Here is a 16,729-nt window from a genome sequence, read left to right on the forward strand (position 1 = left end):
CGCCGCCTGGAAGGTGGGTCAGGCCGTGACGTCGGCGACCACGCACGTGATGTTGTCCGGGCCGCCGCCCTCGTTGGCCAGGCGGATCAGCTCGGGGATCACCTCGGCCGGCTCCTGGCCCGCATCCAGCACGTCGCGCAGGGTTGCCTCCGGGACCGGGCCGCTCAGGCCGTCCGAACAGAGCAGGTAGCGGTCTCCCGGCTTGGCCTTGAACGTCCAGATGTCCGGGTCGCCCGAACCCGCCGTCTGCAGCGCCTTCATCAGGAGTGAGCGCCGCGGGTGGTTCTCGGCGTCCTCGGCGGCGACGCGGCCGTCCTCGACCAGGGCCTGGACGAGCGTGTGGTCGCGGGTCAGCCGGCGGAGGCCGCCGTCGCGCAGGAGGTAGCCGCGGGAGTCGCCGATGTGGGCCGCCGCGAACTCGACGCCGTCGAACAACAGCGCCGTCAGCGTGGTTCCCATGCCTTCGGTCGTCGGCTCCTGCGACGCGACTTCGTGCAGCCGCTCGTCGATCGACTTGACCACGCCGGCCAGCGTCGCGGCCAGGTCCACGTTCGTCAGGTCGAGCCGCCGCAGGTCGACCTCGAGCTCGCGCAGCACGTCGACCGCCGTCGCGCTGGCGACCTCGCCGTGCGGCTGGCCGCCGATGCCGTCGGCGACGGCGAGCAGCCGGGAACTCGCGTAGACCGCGTCTTCGTTGATCTGGCGACGCTTCCCGACGTCCGACCCGGCGGCGTACCGCAGGACGTACCGATCGTGTGTCATGTTCCCATGAAAGCATTGGTTGACTGAGTTCACAAGCGCCTCGGCTGAATGGAGCATCCTCCGATAGAGTCCTCGCCATGGACGACGATGCCACGGTCAGCGCGGCCGACATCGCGCGGCTCGCCGGGGTCGGCCGGGCCGCGGTCAGCAACTGGCGCCGCCGCTACCCGGACTTCCCGCCGCCCGTCGGCGGCACGGCGTCGAGCCCGCTGTTCGGTCTCTCCGCCGTGGCCGCCTGGTTCCACGCCCGCGGCAAGAAGTTCGAGCTGAGCGCCGGCGAACGCGCGTGGCAGCGCCTGCGCGCCCTCGGCGACGACCTCGACCTCGCCGAGCGCGTCAGCGGCGCGGGCGGCTACTTCGCCGTCCAAGCCGGCCTCGCCGACACCTTCGACAGCCGGCTCGACGACCCGGAGCTGCTCGCGCTGCTCGGCGAGCTGACGCACCGGGCGGGCCCGGTCGAAGCCTTCGAACTGTTGTGCCGCCGCTACTTCGAGGCCCATTCGCGGCGGCTGTCGGCCACCCCGGAACCGGTCGCCGAGCTGATGGCCCGCCTGGCCGGCCCGGTGGCGACGATCCTCGACCCCGCGTGCGGCTTCGGCGCGCTCGCGCTGGCGAGCGGCGCGAAAACCGTGCTGGCGCAGGACAGTGACCCGATGACGGCGTCGATCGCGGCCCTGCGGCTGCGGCTGCGCGGCATCGAGGCCGAGGTCCACGCGGTCGACGCGCTGCGCGAAGACGCCTTCGCCGGCCGCACCGCCGAAGCGGTGTTGTGCGACCCGCCGTTCAACGAACGGGCCTGGGGCCACGACGAACTCGTCGGCGACGCGCGCTGGGAGTACGGCCTGCCGCCGCGCGGCGAACCCGAGCTCGCCTGGGTGCAGCACTGCCTCGCGCACGTCGAACCCGGTGGCACGGTGGCGATCCTGATGCCGGGCGCGGCGGCCGGACGGCGCAGCGGCAAACGCATCCGCGGCAACCTGCTGCGCGCGGGCGCGGTCCGCGCGGTCGTCACGCTGACGCCGGCCGGCCCCGACCTCTGGCTCCTGCGGCGCCCGGCGCCCGGCGAACGCGCCCCGTCCACCGTCCTGCTCGGCGAAGCGGGCGACGAGCTGTCCACAGTGGACGACATGTGGCAGGAGTTCGGCGCGCACCCGGAATCCGGCGTCCGGATCATCGACCTGCTCGACGACGACGTCGACCTGACGCCGGCCCGCCGCCGCGCGCGGGACGAGGATCCCGGGCAGGCCTTCCAGGCCGTGCGCGCCCGGTTCGCCGAGCTGGCCCCGCAGCTGCCGCCGCTGGAACCGGCGGCGGCCGAGCCGGCCTTCACCACCGTCGGCGAGCTGGTCAAGGCCGGCGTGGTCGAGGTCAGGCACGCCCCGGTGCGCGCGGACGCCGAGCACCCGCTGGCCGAAGCGGGTGACGTCGTCGCGTCGGTGACCGGCATCGCGTACGTCCACAGTGGACCACCGCGGCCGGTGGGGGCCGGGCTCACCGTGTACCGCGTCGACGCGGCCCGGCTGGACGCGGACTTCCTCGCCGGCTGCCTGCGCGCGGCCGACCTGCCCACCGCGTCGGCGTCCACCCGCATCGACAGCAGGAGGGTGCGGGTCCCGCGGCTGCCGATCGCCGTCCAGCGCGAGTACGGCGGCGTCTTCAGAGAGCTCGCCGAGTTCGACACCGTCCTGCGCCAGGCGGCGGAAACGGGCCGTGAGCTGGTCCGGCTAGGCTTCGCTGGACTTGTCGAAGGACGGCTCAGGCCGGGCCACTAGGGGAACGGATGCTGATCGCCGACCGCTACGAGCTCGACGAGCTGCCCCTCGGCCGCGGCGGGATGGGTGCGGTGCACGGCGGGTTCGACCGCAGGCTGGGCCGCCGCGTGGCGATCAAGCTGCTCAGGCTGCCGGGCCACGACGAAGAGCTGGAGGCCCGCTTCGCGCGCGAAGCCCGCATCCTGGCGACGCTCGACCACCCCGGCGTCCCGACGCTGTACGACTACGGCACCCACGACGACCGGTTATTCCAGGTCATGCAGTTCGTCGACGGCGTGACCGTGGCCGACCTGCTCGCCGAGCACGGACCGCTGCCGGTGCCGTGGGCCGCGGCGATCGCGGCGCAGACGTGCGCGGTGCTGACCGCCGCCCACGCGCTCGCCGTCTGCCACCGCGACCTCAAGCCGTCCAACCTGATGCTCGGGCCCGACGGCGGCGTGAAGGTGATGGACTTCGGGCTGGCCGTGCTCCGCGAAGCCGACGCCGCCCAGTTCACCCGGGCCGGGCAGCTGCTCGGGACGCCGTCGTACATGGCGCCCGAGCAGATCCAGCGCGGCGGCGCCGAACCGCGCAGCGACCTCTACGCGCTGGGCTGCGTGCTGCACGAGATGCTCACCGGACGGCGGCTGTTCGACGGGCCGACCGCGTACGCGGTGTTCGAGCGGCAGGTCAAGGAGCTGCCACCGCCCGTGCGCGGCGTGCCGAAATCGTTGAACGCGCTGCTCGCCGAGGTGCTGGCGAAGGACCCGGAAGCCCGCCCGGCCGGGGCCGCGGTGCTGTACGAGCGGCTCGGCGCGTTCGTCGGCGGCCTCCCGCCGCTGCCGGGGTTCCTGGTGCCGTCGTCGGTGCCCAGCCCGGGCCGGATGTACGCCAGGGTGCTCGGCCGGGTCAGCGGCTGACCGCCGTGCGGCGGCCGGCGGCGAGCGGCAGGCCGCGGCGCTGGATGCGCCGGTAGGTCGTGGCGTTCTGCACCGCGATCGTCACCCCGAGGCTGAGCGCGACCGACGCCGAGGTCAGCGGCCCGGCGACGCCGAGCGCGGTCCCCAGCGCGAGCAGGCCGATCCGGACGGCGACCGTCAGCACCCACAGCCCGATCGTGACGGCCGAGCCCTTCTGGAACGTCGTGCCGTCGCGCTCGGTGAGCGTGGTCGTCGTGCTGCGCAGCACGCCGAGCCCGGCCAGCACCAGCAGGTCCGCCGCGAGCAGGCCCAGCTCGCCCGCGGGTGCCCCGGGCAGCGCTTTCAGCGTCAGGTACGCCCCGACCACCGTGAGCACCAGCGGCAGGACGGTGAGCCGCCGCCGGCTGAGCAGGGTGCCGCGGACCTGCTGGTAGACGACGCGGTACAGGACGAGGGCGGCGATGGCGACGTAGAGCAGGACACTGGGCATTCCGGGATCTCCCCTGGTTCGGACGGTCTCCCCAGCTTCGGTGACCGGCGCCGCGGATTCGTCGGCCCGCGGATCGGTTCCGGGTGGATTCCGGCGTCCACCCGCGGGTTGAGACCGGCTGCCCAAATCGTGACCTTCGCCGACGAACCTCGACCGGGTGAACGCCGTCTTTACCGATGTCCAAACGCGATGATCGAGACAGCTGGGGGTACCGGATCGTGAAGAGGCTTCTGGCGGGAGCGGCCGCGCTGGCCACCGCGTTCGTGCTGGCCGCGTGCTCCGGCGGGGGCTCGGCCGCCGGGACGAACGCGGGCGGCGGGGCCGTCGCCGCGGCGGGGACCGGCGGCGGGACGCCGACGCCGACCACGACCACCAGCGCCACCCCCACGCCGACCACCACGGAGTCGTCGCCGACGCCCACCCCGACGTCCACCAAGGCGGCGCCGACCAGCACCTCGGCCAAGCCGAAGCCCAAGCCGACGCCGAAGCCGCAGCCCGCGGCGGACCCGGGCGTCCCCTGCGCCGCGGCGGCCGCGGCCCCGGGCACCGCCGCCTGCGTCGACCTCTCCGCGCACAAGGCGTGGATCCTGCAGGGCGGCAAGGTCGTCTACGGCCCGGTGCCGATGCTTCCGGGCCGCAAGGGCTACGCGACGCCGACCGGCACGTTCCACGTGCTGTCGAAGGAGAAGATGCACCTGTCGAAGGAGTTCGACAACGCCGAGATGCCGAACTCGGTCTTCTTCTACCCGGGCGACGCCTTCCACACGGGCAGCCTCTCGGTGTACTCGCACGGCTGCATCCACCTGTCGGCGGGCGCGTCGCTGAAGTTCTTCAACACGCTGCACGTCGGCGACGTCGTGCAGGTCGTCCCATAATCCGTCACCGTCGGTTACGTGACATAAATCACCCCTCTGGGTGAAGTAGTCCGAATGGCCGAAACCCCACCCGTTGATCTTGCGATTAAAGATCAACCGGGAAGGGGTGGCCATGCGCGTGCTTCGCCTGTTGCTGGTGGCGGTCCTGGTGGGAGCGGTGCTCCCCGTCGTGTCACAGGGGGTGGCGACGGCGGCGGCGCTCCCACCGGGATTCGTCCTCCGGGACACCGACACCGGGCTGGGCGCGTACGAGCTCACGGACTTCGCCCACCTGCCGGACAACTCCGTCCTGGCCACCGGCAAGACCGGCGCCGTCCGCTGGCTGCCGATCACCGGCGCCGCCCGGACGATCGCGACGCTGCCGGTCCGCTCTGAAGAGGACCTCGGCCTCGTCGGGCTCGCCGTGGCGCCCGACTACCCGGCGTCGCGGGCCATCTACCTCACGCGGTCGATCGACACCGCCGGCGGCTTCGTCATGCGGCTCTCGCGGTTCACCGTGACCGTGGACGCGGCGGGCGGCCCGGCCGGCCTGACCGGTGAGCAGCCGCTGTTCGAGGTGCCGGGCAGCTTCAACGTCCACGGCATCGACACCGTCCTCGCGGCCGCGGACGGCACGCTCTGGCTCTCCGTCGGCGACAACAGCGACTACCGGATGATGGACCCGGGCGCGCTGCGCGTCCAGGACGTCAACCAGCCCTACGGCAAGATCTTCCACCTGACGGCCGGCGGCCAGGGCGTGCCGGGCAACCCGTACTACGACGCCGCCAACCCGGGCTCGACCGCGAGCAAGGTGTTCGCCCGCGGCCTCCGCAACCCGTTCCGCTTCAGCATCGACCCGAACCTCGGCCTGCCGGTGGCCGGCGACGTCGGCTGGAGCAACTGGGAAGAGGTCGACGTCGTCCAGCGCGGCGCCAACCTGGGCTGGCCGTGCTGGGAGGGCACGCACGCGACGCCGGGCTACAGCGGTCTCGCGGGCTGTGCCGGCGTGCCGAACCAGCCACCCATCCACGAGTACACCCACGGCACCGGGCCGACGAACGGCAACAGCGTCACCGGCGGCATCGTCTACAGTGGATCGAGCTACCCGGCGTCCTACCGCGGCTCGTACTTCTTCGGCGACTACGTGGCCGGCAAGCTGTGGACGCTGCGGTACGACGGCCAGGGCAAGCTCACCCAGCCGCCGGAGAACCCGCCGCTGTTCACCGGCATCGGCGGCCCGGTGAAGCTCGCGGCCGCGCCGAACGGCGACATCGTCTACGCCGACATCGCGTCCGGCACCCTGCGCCGCCTGACCTACTCGGCGGGCAACACCGCGCCGGTCGCCAAGGCGACGACGTCGACGAACCCGGCCACCCGCACGGTTTCGTTCGACGGCTCGGCTTCGGTCGACTACGACGGCGACACCCTCGCGTACGACTGGGACTTCGGGGACGGGGCCACCGTGGCCGACGCCGGTCCGAAGGTGTCGCACACCTACCCGGCGGGCACCGCGTCGTTCACCGCGCAGCTGCGCGTCCGGGACCCGCTCGGTCTGACCGGCCAGACCGCCATCGCGGTCGCGCCGGCCAATCGGACCCCGGTGCTCACCCTGACCACGCCCGGGAACACCACCTTCGCGGTCAACCAGACGGTGTCGGTGAGCGCCACCGCGACCGACGCCGAGGACGGCACGCTGCCGGTCACCTGGACCACGGCGGTGCGGCACTGCCCGAGCGAAGCGACGTGCCACTCCCACCCCGGCGTCGGCGGGACCGGGGGCAGCTTCTCGCAGCCGTTCACCGCGCACCCCGACTCCCGCGTGGAGTTCACCGCGACGGTGACCGACAGCGCGGGTGTCACCACGACGAAGACGTACACGGCATTGCCGCGGCAGCACCGGATCACGCTGCGCGGCACCCAGCCCGCGGCGCTGAGCATCCCGGTGGCCGGCGGGGCCAGCACGGCGATGGTGACCGAAGGGGCCACCTTCGACGTCGAGGCGTCCTCCCTGGCCATCGACGGCGTGTCCCAGTTCACCGGCTGGCAGGACGGCCCGGCGGATCCCGAGTGGATCATCACCGTCGGCTCGGACGACCTGACCCTGACAGCGAACTACGCGACCCCGATCGACCGGCGTTACGACGCCGACGCAGCCCTGCGGGCGAAGCTCGGCACGCCGACGTCGGACGAGGTCACCGACGGTCCGGTCCACTACCGCGTGTACGCCAACGGCCGGCTGTACTGGAGCGCCGGGACCGGCACCTGGTACGTCACCGGCCCGGTGCTGGACAAGTACCTCGCCATGGGCGGGCACGCCGTGGTCGGGCCCCCGACGTCCGACACGTCCACCACCCCCGACGGCGTGGCCCAGTACAACCACTTCGCCGCCAACGGAACGGTGAGCTCGATCTACTCCACGGCCGCGACGGGCACGCACTTCATCTCCGGGGAGATCCGGAAGAAGTGGGCCGCGCTGGACTACGAGCGCGGGCTGGGTTATCCGACGACCGACGAGCTGGCGACGCCGGACGGGGTCGCGCGGTACAACCACTTCGTCAAGGGCGGCAACGTCGGCTCGATCTACTACACGGTGGCGACCGGCGGCCACGCGATCTACGGCGAGATCCGGAAGAAGTGGGCGGCGCTCGATTACGAGCGTGGCCTGGGTTATCCGACGACGGACGAGCTGGGAACGCCGGACGGGGTCGCGCGGTACAACCACTTCGCCAAGGGCGGCACGGTCGGCTCGATCTACTACACGGCCGGGACGGGTGCGCGCGCGATCAACGGCGAGATCCGGAAGAAGTGGGCCGCGCTGGACTACGAGCGCGGGCTGGGTTATCCGACGACCGACGAACTGGCCACCCCGGACGGCCGCGGCCGCTACAACCACTTCACCAAGGGCGGCTCGATCTACTACACGACGGCCACCGGCGCGCACGTGGTGAAGGGCGAGATCCGGAGGCGCTGGGCGGCGCTCGGGTGGGAGTACTCCTACCTGCGCTACCCGAAATCGGACGAGTACGCGGTAGGCGGCGGGTACCGCAGCGACTTCGAGGGCGGCTACATCACCTACACCTCCGTCGGGGCCCGCGACTATCGCGGGTGATCCCGGCCGAAGAATTCTCCCGCGCGCTCAACCTCAGGGCCACACCGCACGTCTTGGGTGGCAGAAAGCGGGAACACCGACTCCTGGGGGATCACATGCGCGTGCGGCGCGTTCTGGCTGCTCTGTCCACTTTGGCCGCCGGCGCGGTGCTGACCGCCTGCTCGGCGGGCGGGGCGGCGGACGTCCGGCTGGCGGCGGACACGCCATCGGTCGCCTCTTCGACGACTTCGACGACGGCCGAGTCGGCCCCGACCTCGGCTCCGGCATCGACGCCGACGTCGAAGCCGACGCCGGCCAAGGCGAAGCCGGTGGTGGCGGCCGGGGTTCCGTGCACGGCCACGGCGAAGGCGTGCGTGTCCCTTTCGGGCAAGCAGGCGTGGCTGCTCGACGAAGGCAAGATCGTCTACGGCCCGGTGAAGATGCTGCCCGGCAAGAAGGACGGGCCGACCCCGGTGGGCAAGTGGCACGTGCAGTACAAGGAAAAGCTGCACCACAGCACCGAGTTCGACGGTGCGCCGATGCCGAACTCGGTGTTCTTCGCCCCCGGCGGCATCGCGTTCCACGAAGGCAGCCTCAGCCGGTACTCGGCCGGCTGCGTGCACCTCTCGAGCGCGGCGTCGCTGAAGTTCTTCACCACCCTCGAGACGGGTGACGAAGTCCAGGTCGTCCGCTGAGTCCTATTCGGACGTTACGGACGTTCGCAGGTCCGCCGGTGTCGTCCCGGCCGTCGTCAGCGGCAGGCCGAGGGCGACGCGCTCGGTGAGCCAGGGGCTCGGCCGGTAGCGGGGGTCGCCGGTGGCCGCGGCGAGACCGTGCAGGATGCGCAGCACCACGTCGCCGCCGACGAGGTCGCCCCAAGCCAGCGGGCCGCGGGGATAGCCGAGCCCGAGGCGGACCGCCGTGTCGATGTCCTGCGGACTCGCCAGGTGCTGGCCCGCGATGAAGCACGCCGTGTTGACGATCGACGCCAGCAGGCGCTGGGCGATCGGCGCGGGCCCGTCGCGGACCACCGTCACCGGCAGGCCGGTCGCGGCCAGCGCGCCCCACGCGGCGCGGCCCGCCGCCGGGTCGAGTCCGGGGTGGACGGACAGCGTGAGCCGGCGTTCGTAGCCGCCCAGCGGATCGACGCCGGCGACACGGTCCAGGGGGAGCCCGGCGCGGTTCGCGGCGTCCACTGTGGATTCGCCGTAGAGCGGCACGAGCAGGATCGCGTCCGGGTAGGCGTCGGACACCACTTGCACGCCCGCGGCCGACAGCGCGCGGGCGAGGTGCTCGTCCGCGGTGAACACCGGGCTCGACGGCTTCGGCGGGGCGGCGGGCTCGGCGGCGACCTGCTGCTTGCCGTCGGGGTAGGTGTAGAAGCCTTCGCCGTTCTTGCGCCCGAACAGGCCGGCCGCCACCCGCGGCCGGGTCAGCCACGACGGCCGCAGCCGCGGGTCGCCGTGGAAGCCGCTCCAGATGCTTTCCAGTACCGCGTGCGAAACGTCGAGGCCGGTGAGGTCGAGCAGCTCGAACGGACCGAGCTTCAGGCCGAGCACGTCACGGGCGACGCGGTCGACGTCGGCGGGCTCGGCCAGCGCCTCGGCGAGGATCTGCAGCGCCTCGGTGTTCAGGCCGCGGCCGGCGTGGTTGACCAGGAAGCCGGGCGCGTCCTTCGCGAGCACCGGCTCGTGGCCCCAGCTCCTGACCAGCTCGATCGCCTCGGCGGGCAGCCAGTCGTGCGTGCGCGCGCCGGGCACCACCTCGACCAGCCGCATCAGCGGCACCGGGTTGAAGAAGTGCAGGCCGAGCAGGCGGCCGGGGTCGGCCAGCCCGGCGGCGATTTCGGTGACCGACAGCGAACTCGTGTTCGTCGCGAAGACCGTGTCCTGTGGGCAGACGCGCTCGAGGCTGCCGAACAGGGCGCGTTTCGTCTCGAGGTCCTCCCGGACGGCTTCGAGCACGAGGTCGACGCCGTCGGCGGGGGCGTCGGGCGCGTCCACCGCGACCAGCCTGCCCTTCACGGCCTGGGCGTCTCCGGTCAGCTTGCCCTTGGCGGCGAGCTTGTCGACCATCCCGCCGACGTACCCGATCGCCTCGTCGACGGCCTCGCGCCGGACGTCGGCCAGCTCGACGGTCACCCCCGCGGTCGCGGCCAGCTGGACGATCCCCCGGCCCATCACCCCGGTGCCGATCACCCGGATCCTGCCGACCTTCCCGGCCCACCCCGTCACGTCGTGCCGCCCTTCCGCCGTTGGACTCTCGCCCCAGCCTAGAGGCCGACGAACTCCGCCATCCGCTTCGCCGAATGGGCGAAGAAACTGTCGGCCGGGTCGACGCTGCCGACGTACTGGCCGAACAGGTCGAAGCTGATCGCGCCGAACAGCTGGGTCCACGCCATCAGCAGCCGGGCCACGGTTTCCGGGCCGGCGATGATCCCGAGGGCCTTCGTGAGCGTCTCGGCCTGGGCGCGCAGCTCGGGCGGGACTTCGCCGTCGACGTCCCGCAGTTCGGTGTGCGTGAGGACCTTGACCAGGGCGAGTGCGACGCGCGAGGCCGGCACGACGGTGTCCTGCGGTGCCGAGTAGCCGGGGATCGGCGAGCCGTAGATCAGCGCGTACTCGTGGGGGTGGGCGCGGGCCCAGTCGCGGGTGCCCTGCCAGATCGCCAGCCAGCGCTCGCGGGGGTCGGCGGTGCCCGGGTCCGCCTTCTCGGCCGCCTCGCCGATGGCGTTGTAGGCGTCGACGATCAGGTCGGTCAGCAGCCGGTCGCGGCTCGGGAAGTACCGGTAGATCGCCGACGACACCATGCCCAGCTCCCGGGCCACCGCGCGCAGCGAGAGCCCGTGCGCGCCGACTTCGGCGAGCTGACGGCGGGCTTCGTCCTTGATCTCCTGGGCCAGTTCGGCGCGGGCACGTTCGCGTGCGGTGCGGGGGGCGGTCATCGGATCAGTGTGCCACGACGAGAGCAGTGCACAAAATAGAGAGCACTGCTCTTGACGAAGTGCAGTGCTCTCGTGTTCACTGCTCTTAACCGAGAGCACTGCTCTCCCAAAGCGTGGAGGACACCATGACCGAGACCCGCTACATCAAGCCGAAGAACTCGACGAACGCCTTCAACGAGCTGGTCGCGAAGCTGACGAAGCTGGGCGTGAGCGTCTGGGGCAGCCGGGTGCTCACGGTCGTCGGCCGCAAGAGCGGCGAGCCGCGCTCGGTGCCGGTCAACCTGCTGACCGTCGACGGCGTCCGCTACCTCGTCGCCCCGCGCGGCGAAACGCAGTGGGTCCGCAACCTGCGGGCAGCCGGGCAGGGCACGCTGCGCGTCGGCCGCCGCGTCGAGGCGTTCACCTTCCGCGAGCTGGCCGACGACGAGAAGCCGGGCATCCTCCGCGCGTACCTCAAGCGCTGGAAGTTCGAGGTCGGCGTGTTCTTCGACGGCGTCGACGCCAAGGCCTCGGACGGGAAGCTGCGCGAGATCGCGCCGGGCTACCCGATCTTCGAGATCTTCACGAAGTAGGTTTGCGCCGGGTGAGGTTCGCCGCGATCAGGACCACGCCGACCAGGAACGCGGCCAGCCCGATCAGGAACCACAGCTTCTGCCCGGTCATGAAGCTCCCGGTGATGACCCCGATGCCCTGCAGCACCCAGACGGCACCGACGAGCACGAGCACGACTCCGACCGCCAGGGTGATCCACCGCCTCATCGGCCCAGCTTAAGCCGGGCGCTCGTCCGGCACGAGTTTGTGGCGGTAGGCGTAGACGACGGCGTGCACGCGGTCGGGCAGCCCGAGCTTGCTCAGCACGCGCGAGACGTGCGTCTTGACCGTCTCCTCGCCGACGTGCAGCTTCCGCGCGATCTCGGCGTTGCTGCAGGCGCCGGCCAGCAACAGCAGCACTTCGCGTTCGCGGGAGGTCAGCCGGGCCAGCTCCGGCGGCTCGGCGGCCGCAGGTTCGAGGACCGCCGCGAACTTCGCCACCAGCCGCCGCGTCACCGAGGGGTCGATCAGCGCGTCCCCGCGCGCGGCCACCCGCATCGCCGCGACCAGTTCCTCCGGCGCGAGGCTCTTCAGCAGGAACCCGCTCGCCCCGGCGCGCAGCGCGCGGTAGACGTACTCGTCGGCGTCGTAGGTGGTGAGCACGAGGACGCGGGTGTCGTTGCCCGGCGCGGCCAGGATGGCCTCGGTCGCGGCGAGGCCGTCGAGGCGGGGCATCCGGACGTCGAGCACCGCGACGTCCGGGCGCAGGCGGGCGGTCTCGGCGACGGCTTCGCGGCCGTCGGACGCCTCGCCGACGCAGGTGAAGTCGGGCTGGGTGTCGAGCAGCGCGCGCATCCCGGAGCGGAACATCGCGTGGTCGTCGGCCAGCAGGACGCGGATCATGTGCTCTCCACCGGGAAGGTCGTGCGCAGCTGCCAGAGGCCGCCGGTCTCGCCGTAGGAGACCCGGCCGCCGAACAGGGTGGCGCGCTGGCGGATGCCGGCGAGGCCGCGGTGCGCGTGCTCCTTTTCTTCGCGGCGACCGGCGCGCAGGGCGTTCGTCACCGTCAGCACGATCTCGGTGCGGCCGTGGTTCAGGTCGACCTCGACCGGGCCCTGGCCGTGGCGCAGGGCGTTGGTCAGGGCCTCCTGGGCGATCCGGTAGAGCGCGACGTCGAGGGAGCCGGGCAGTTCGCGGGGCTCGCCGCCCAGCGTCAGCCGGGTCGGCAGGCCGGCCGCGCGGACGGTCTCGACCAGCTCGTCGAGGTTGTCCAGACCGGGCTGTTCGGCGTGCGGTTCGGCGTGCAGCAGGTCGAGCAGCCGGCGCAGGTCCGCCATCGCCGAGCGGCTCGCCGACTCGACCGCGCCGAGCGACTTCCGCACGGCGTCGGACCCGTCGGGCAGGCCGAGCCGGGCGGCGCCGGCGTGCACGCCGATCGCGCTGACGTGGTGGGAGATGACGTCGTGCAGGTCGCGCGCGATGGTGGTCCGTTCCTCGAGGACGGCCCGCTTGACGGCTTCTTCTTCGTGCTGACGCCGTTCGTCGGCTGCGCGTTCGAGATCGGCGATGTAGGCGCGGCGGGCGGTCGTGTACCGGCCGACGAGCCAGGGCAGCAGCGCGGAGACGCCGACGCTGATGGCGATGAGCCGCCAGTCGTTCGCGGTCCGGCCGCCGCCTTCGAGGCAGCCGGCGGTGACGCCGGCGAGCAGGGCGCCGAGCGCGAGCACGGCGGGTTTCAGCCGCAGCCACGCCCCGGCCCGGTAGCCGGCGATGAGGATCCCGGCGTTGTTGCCGACGACGTACCCCTGGCAGGTGCAGAGCAGCAGCGGGGCACCGGCGAAGAGCACGGCGTGCGCGAGGGCGACCCACCCGGAGTGCCGGGGCGCCCCGGCGAGGGCGGCGTTGACGGCGACCCCGCAGAGCAGCACGGCCCAGGCCCGCCAGCCGGCTTCGGGGAAGGGGCCGCGCAGAAGGAAGAGGGAGGCGTCCCCGACGACGCAGACGAGCGCGACGAGCAGAGACTGCCGTCTCAGCGACCCCCGGATGTCCTGCACACCCGCAACTTTGCCCTAACGAGGGTGAAGACGGGAACGCCCCGGTGCGGCGTGAGGGGGGTGCGCGGCACCGGGGCGTTCCCTGACTGGGGGGCGGGCGCTCGCGGGTCGGCGGCTGTTTCGAGGCTCCGGCTGGTTCGCCGCCGGGGCAGGCGGCGCGCCTGGCCTACGGTTGGCTCGGGCAGGCCGCCCATCGGGACGGAGTTGCCCGGCCCTGCGGCTCGCTGCGCCGGGCCCGCTCACCCGGCCGCGGGCGGCCGTGCCCAAGCAGCCGTGCGCGGGCGGGCGTGCTCAAGCGGCCAAGGCGAGCCCGCCGCCGTGGTCAGCTCGTCGGGCGGCCCGGGTAGTCCCCGCCGCGGCGTTGGCCCGGCTGGCGCTGGCCCGGTTCGAAGCCCTTGCCCAGCGAGGTCGCCGTTGCCGTCTGGCCCGCTACCTTGGCCACCACCGTCACGTTCGTGTCGCCCGTCTTCACGTCGCCCGTCTTCTGGGTCGATGCGTCGAGCGTGTACGTCTGCTTGTAGCCGTCCTTGCTGGTCAGCGTCACCGACGTCGCGCTCAGCTCGGTCACGTCGCCCGTCTGCAGGCGCTCGGTCGTGTAGCCGCCGCTGCCGTCCGACACCACGAAGTCGCCGTGGAGGGCGTCGCGCAACGCCGCCATTCCGCCGCCGAAGCCGCCCGGCCCCTGGCCGCGGAACTGGCCGCCGCCGGGACCGCCCGGGCCGCCGAAGCCGCCGGGGCCCTGCGCGGCATTGTCGGCGCTGCTCGTCCCCGCCCAGATCGCCGCGCCGCCGCCCGCGGCGATCACCACGGCGATGCCGGCCGCGATCGCCGTCTTCTTGCCGGACCAGCCCTTCTTCGGCGCGGCCGGGGCGGGGTCGCCCCAGTTGGCACCCTCGGGCTGGGTGTTCGGCATCGGCTCGGTCGTCATCGTGTCCTCCGGTGGTGCCCACACTGGTCCCGCCCAGGTTCGCCGCCGCGGCTGTGTTTGAGCTGTGCGGAACGTCAGGAGCTCCTGTGCCTCGATCGCGCGAACCTTCACAGCAAATGCACAGCGACCGCACAGCGAACACCGACGCCGGGCCGGGAAGGTGGCACTATGACCGCTATGAACGCCACGTCACCCGGCCCTGGCAAGGCCGACCTGCGGCGCGCCGACGGGAGCCCGGTCCGGGTCCTCGTCGTCGACGACGAGGCGACGCTGGCCGAGCTCGTCTCGATGGCCCTGCGGATGGAGGGCTGGGAGGTGCGCAGCGCGGGCGACGGCACCGAGGCCGTCCGGATCGCGCGCGACTTCCGCCCCGACGCCGTCGTCCTCGACGTCATGCTCCCCGACTTCAGCGGCCTCGAAGTACTGCGGCGGATGCGGTCCGAGGTGCCGAACCTGCCGGTGCTGTTCCTGACGGCGAAGGACGCGGTCGAGGACCGCATCGCCGGGCTCACCGCGGGCGGCGACGACTACGTCACCAAGCCGTTCAGTCTCGAAGAGGTCGCCCTGCGCCTGCGCGCGCTGCTGCGCCGGGCCGGCGGGGTCACCGGCGCGAGCGGGTCGACGCTGGTCGTCGGCGACCTCACCCTCGACGAGGACAGCCGCGAGGTGCACCGCGGCGGCGACCTGGTGCCGCTGACCGCGACCGAGTTCGAGCTGCTGCGCTACCTCATGCGCAACCCCAAGCGCGTGCTGTCGAAGGCCCAGATCCTGGACCGCGTCTGGAGCTACGACTTCGGCGGCCAGGCCAACATCGTCGAGCTCTACATCTCCTACCTGCGCAAGAAGATCGACGCCGACCGCGAGCCGATGATCCACACCATGCGGGGCGCCGGGTATGTCCTCAAACCCGCCGGCTGAACCGAAGCGCGTCCGCCGTCCGTGGTCGCTGCGGCGGCGGCTGATCGTGCAGCTCGCCGCGCTGCTCGCCCTGGTGTGCCTGGTCGTCGGCGTGGTCACGGAGTTCGCGCTCAGCGAGTTCCTCATCGGCCAGCAGGACAAGCGCCTGGCCGCGGCGAGCGAACGCGGCAAGCACACCGGCGAGCGCCCGCCGTGGGTGTACGGCGACACGCCGCCGCCCGACCCGCTGCGGGTGATCGGCCAGGGCGACGGCACGCTCGCGGTCACGGTGACCGGCTCGGTGATCCGGGCCAGCGTCCTCGACTTCGCCGGGGGCTTCGGGCAGGGCAAGAAGCCGCCGCTCAAGCCGATCACCGCGCAGCAGGTGCAGGCGCTGCTCGGGCTCACGGCCGACGGCCGCGCCCACAGCATCGACCTCGGCGGCAGCCTCGGCGAGTACCGCGTCGTTTCGACGACGTCGCCGCGCGGGGAGAAGACGGTCATCGGCCTGCCGCTGAAGGACGTCAACGAGACGCTCTGGCAGCTCGGCTTCATCCTCGGCGGTGTCGCGCTGGCCGGGATCCTGGTGGCGGGCGCGGTCGGCGCGGCGACGATCCGGCGCACGATGCAGCCGCTCGACCGGCTGGCCGCGACCGCGACGCGCGTCTCGGAGCTGCCGCTGGACCGCGGCGAGGTGGCGCTGTCCGAGCGCGTCCCGGAGGCCGACACCGACCCGAACACCGAGGTCGGCAAGGTCGGCTCGGCGCTGAACCGGATGCTGCAGCACGTCGCGAACGCGCTGGCCGCGCGGCACGCGAGCGAGAACCGCGTCCGCCAGTTCGTCGCGGACGCGAGCCACGAGCTGCGCACCCCGCTGGCGGCGATCCGCGGCTACGCCGAGCTGACCCGCCGCGGCGGCGAGCAGGTGCCGCCGGACGTGGCGTTCGCGATGAGCCGCGTCGAGTCCGAGTCGCGCCGGATGACGACGCTGGTGGAGGACCTGCTGCTGCTCGCCCGCCTGGACTCCGGGCGGCCGGTGGTGCCCGAGTGGGTGGACCTGTGCCGGCTGGTGGCCGACGCGGTCGCGGACGCGCACGTGGCGGGCCCGGACCACAAGTGGCTGATGGACGTCCCCGGCGAACCGATCGGCGTCCTCGGCGACGCGGGCCAGCTGCACCAGGTGGTGATCAACGTGCTCGCCAACGCCCGCACGCACACCCCGCCGGGCACCACGGTGACGACCGCATTGTCCACATCGGACGGAATAGTCCGGCTCCGGGTGGCCGACGACGGGCCGGGTATCCCGCCGGAGACGCTGCCGAACATCTTCGAGCGCTTCGCCCGTGGCGACAATTCGCGTTCGCGGGCGGCGGGGAGCACGGGGCTGGGGCTGGCGATCGTGGCGGCGGTGGTGGCCGCGCACGGTGGGCGGGTCGGGGTGCAGAGCCGTCCGGGCCGGACGGAGTTCGAAATCACCTTCGCCGAGGCGCCCCCGCCGCAGTGATCACCC

16 protein-coding genes are annotated in these 16,729 nt (G+C 72.7%); 8 read left to right on the plus strand and 8 right to left on the minus strand.

Annotation, left to right across the window (positions count from 1 at the left end; translation table 11 throughout):
• Positions 1-18: 18 nt before the first annotated feature.
• On the minus strand, positions 19-762 hold the full coding sequence (locus HUT10_RS29685; protein WP_176174211.1) for a PP2C family serine/threonine-protein phosphatase: 744 nt from the start codon (positions 760-762) through the stop codon (positions 19-21).
• A 77-nt stretch (positions 763-839) separates the two neighbouring features.
• On the opposite strand from HUT10_RS29685, the gene HUT10_RS29690 reads away from it, so the two are divergent.
• Positions 840-2,534, plus strand: a complete 1,695-nt coding sequence (locus HUT10_RS29690) for a class I SAM-dependent DNA methyltransferase (RefSeq protein WP_176174212.1) — start codon at positions 840-842, stop codon at positions 2,532-2,534.
• Positions 2,535-2,542: 8 nt separating this feature from the next.
• Complete coding sequence (locus HUT10_RS29695) at positions 2,543-3,433, plus strand: serine/threonine-protein kinase (protein WP_176174213.1); 891 nt, start codon at positions 2,543-2,545, stop codon at positions 3,431-3,433.
• Here HUT10_RS29695 and HUT10_RS29700 read toward each other — a convergent pair.
• Positions 3,423-3,923, minus strand: a complete 501-nt coding sequence (locus HUT10_RS29700) for a hypothetical protein (RefSeq protein WP_176174214.1) — start codon at positions 3,921-3,923, stop codon at positions 3,423-3,425. The two genes, HUT10_RS29695 and HUT10_RS29700, sit on opposite strands and share 11 nt — an antisense overlap.
• Positions 3,924-4,141: 218 nt before the next feature.
• Between HUT10_RS29700 and HUT10_RS29705 the strand changes: the two genes are divergently transcribed.
• The 3 genes from HUT10_RS29705 (at position 4,142) to HUT10_RS29715 (ending at position 8,560) form a co-directional block, all read left to right on the plus strand.
• Positions 4,142-4,798: a L,D-transpeptidase gene (locus HUT10_RS29705; RefSeq protein ID WP_176174215.1), complete on the plus strand. Its 657-nt coding sequence runs from the start codon at positions 4,142-4,144 to the stop codon at positions 4,796-4,798.
• Positions 4,799-4,904: 106 nt separating this feature from the next.
• Positions 4,905-7,886 carry a PQQ-dependent sugar dehydrogenase gene (locus HUT10_RS29710; RefSeq protein ID WP_176174216.1) on the plus strand — a complete coding sequence of 994 codons (2,982 nt, stop codon included), beginning with the start codon at positions 4,905-4,907 and terminating at the stop codon, positions 7,884-7,886.
• A gap of 101 nt (positions 7,887-7,987) precedes the next feature.
• A complete protein-coding gene (locus tag HUT10_RS29715; RefSeq protein ID WP_254897077.1) occupies positions 7,988-8,560 on the plus strand; it encodes a L,D-transpeptidase in 573 nt (190 codons plus the stop codon).
• 3 nt (positions 8,561-8,563) lie between these two features.
• Here HUT10_RS29715 and HUT10_RS29720 read toward each other — a convergent pair whose 3' ends face one another.
• Both HUT10_RS29720 and HUT10_RS29725 read right to left on the minus strand, forming a co-directional pair.
• The gene (locus HUT10_RS29720) at positions 8,564-10,099 is read right to left on the minus strand and encodes a 3-hydroxyacyl-CoA dehydrogenase (protein ID WP_176174218.1); all 1,536 of its coding nucleotides are present in this window, start codon (positions 10,097-10,099) and stop codon (positions 8,564-8,566) included.
• A gap of 38 nt (positions 10,100-10,137) precedes the next feature.
• Positions 10,138-10,809: a TetR/AcrR family transcriptional regulator gene (locus HUT10_RS29725; RefSeq protein WP_176174219.1), complete on the minus strand. Its 672-nt coding sequence runs from the start codon at positions 10,807-10,809 to the stop codon at positions 10,138-10,140.
• A gap of 125 nt (positions 10,810-10,934) precedes the next feature.
• Here HUT10_RS29725 and HUT10_RS29730 point away from each other — a divergent pair, with 125 nt between their 5' ends.
• Entirely contained in the window at positions 10,935-11,381 is a 447-nt protein-coding gene (locus tag HUT10_RS29730) for a nitroreductase family deazaflavin-dependent oxidoreductase (protein WP_176174220.1), read from the plus strand.
• Here HUT10_RS29730 and HUT10_RS29735 read toward each other — a convergent pair.
• The 4 genes from HUT10_RS29735 to HUT10_RS29750 all read right to left on the minus strand — a co-directional run bounded on the left by HUT10_RS29735 (position 11,371) and on the right by HUT10_RS29750 (position 14,322).
• The gene (locus tag HUT10_RS29735; RefSeq protein WP_176174221.1) at positions 11,371-11,568 is read right to left on the minus strand and encodes a hypothetical protein; all 198 of its coding nucleotides are present in this window, start codon (positions 11,566-11,568) and stop codon (positions 11,371-11,373) included. The two genes, HUT10_RS29730 and HUT10_RS29735, sit on opposite strands and share 11 nt — an antisense overlap.
• A gap of 9 nt (positions 11,569-11,577) precedes the next feature.
• The gene (locus tag HUT10_RS29740) at positions 11,578-12,243 is read right to left on the minus strand and encodes a response regulator transcription factor (RefSeq protein WP_103343515.1); all 666 of its coding nucleotides are present in this window, start codon (positions 12,241-12,243) and stop codon (positions 11,578-11,580) included.
• A complete protein-coding gene (locus HUT10_RS29745) occupies positions 12,240-13,394 on the minus strand; it encodes a sensor histidine kinase (protein ID WP_176174222.1) in 1,155 nt (384 codons plus the stop codon). Before HUT10_RS29745 ends, HUT10_RS29740 begins: the two co-directional genes overlap by 4 nt.
• A 322-nt stretch (positions 13,395-13,716) precedes the next feature.
• Positions 13,717-14,322, minus strand: a complete 606-nt coding sequence (locus HUT10_RS29750) for a hypothetical protein (RefSeq protein ID WP_176174223.1) — start codon at positions 14,320-14,322, stop codon at positions 13,717-13,719.
• Positions 14,323-14,490: 168 nt separating this feature from the next.
• Here HUT10_RS29750 and HUT10_RS29755 point away from each other — a divergent pair, with 168 nt between their 5' ends.
• Both HUT10_RS29755 and HUT10_RS29760 read left to right on the plus strand, forming a co-directional pair.
• Positions 14,491-15,240 carry a response regulator transcription factor gene (locus HUT10_RS29755; protein ID WP_303246986.1) on the plus strand — a complete coding sequence of 250 codons (750 nt, stop codon included), beginning with the start codon at positions 14,491-14,493 and terminating at the stop codon, positions 15,238-15,240.
• A complete protein-coding gene (locus tag HUT10_RS29760; protein WP_176174224.1) occupies positions 15,218-16,723 on the plus strand; it encodes a cell wall metabolism sensor histidine kinase WalK in 1,506 nt (501 codons plus the stop codon). Before HUT10_RS29755 ends, HUT10_RS29760 begins: the two co-directional genes overlap by 23 nt.
• Positions 16,724-16,729: the final 6 nt, after the last annotated feature.

Origin of the sequence: Amycolatopsis sp. Hca4 (assembly GCF_013364075.1) — a bacterium.
GTDB lineage: Bacteria > Actinomycetota > Actinomycetes > Mycobacteriales > Pseudonocardiaceae > Amycolatopsis.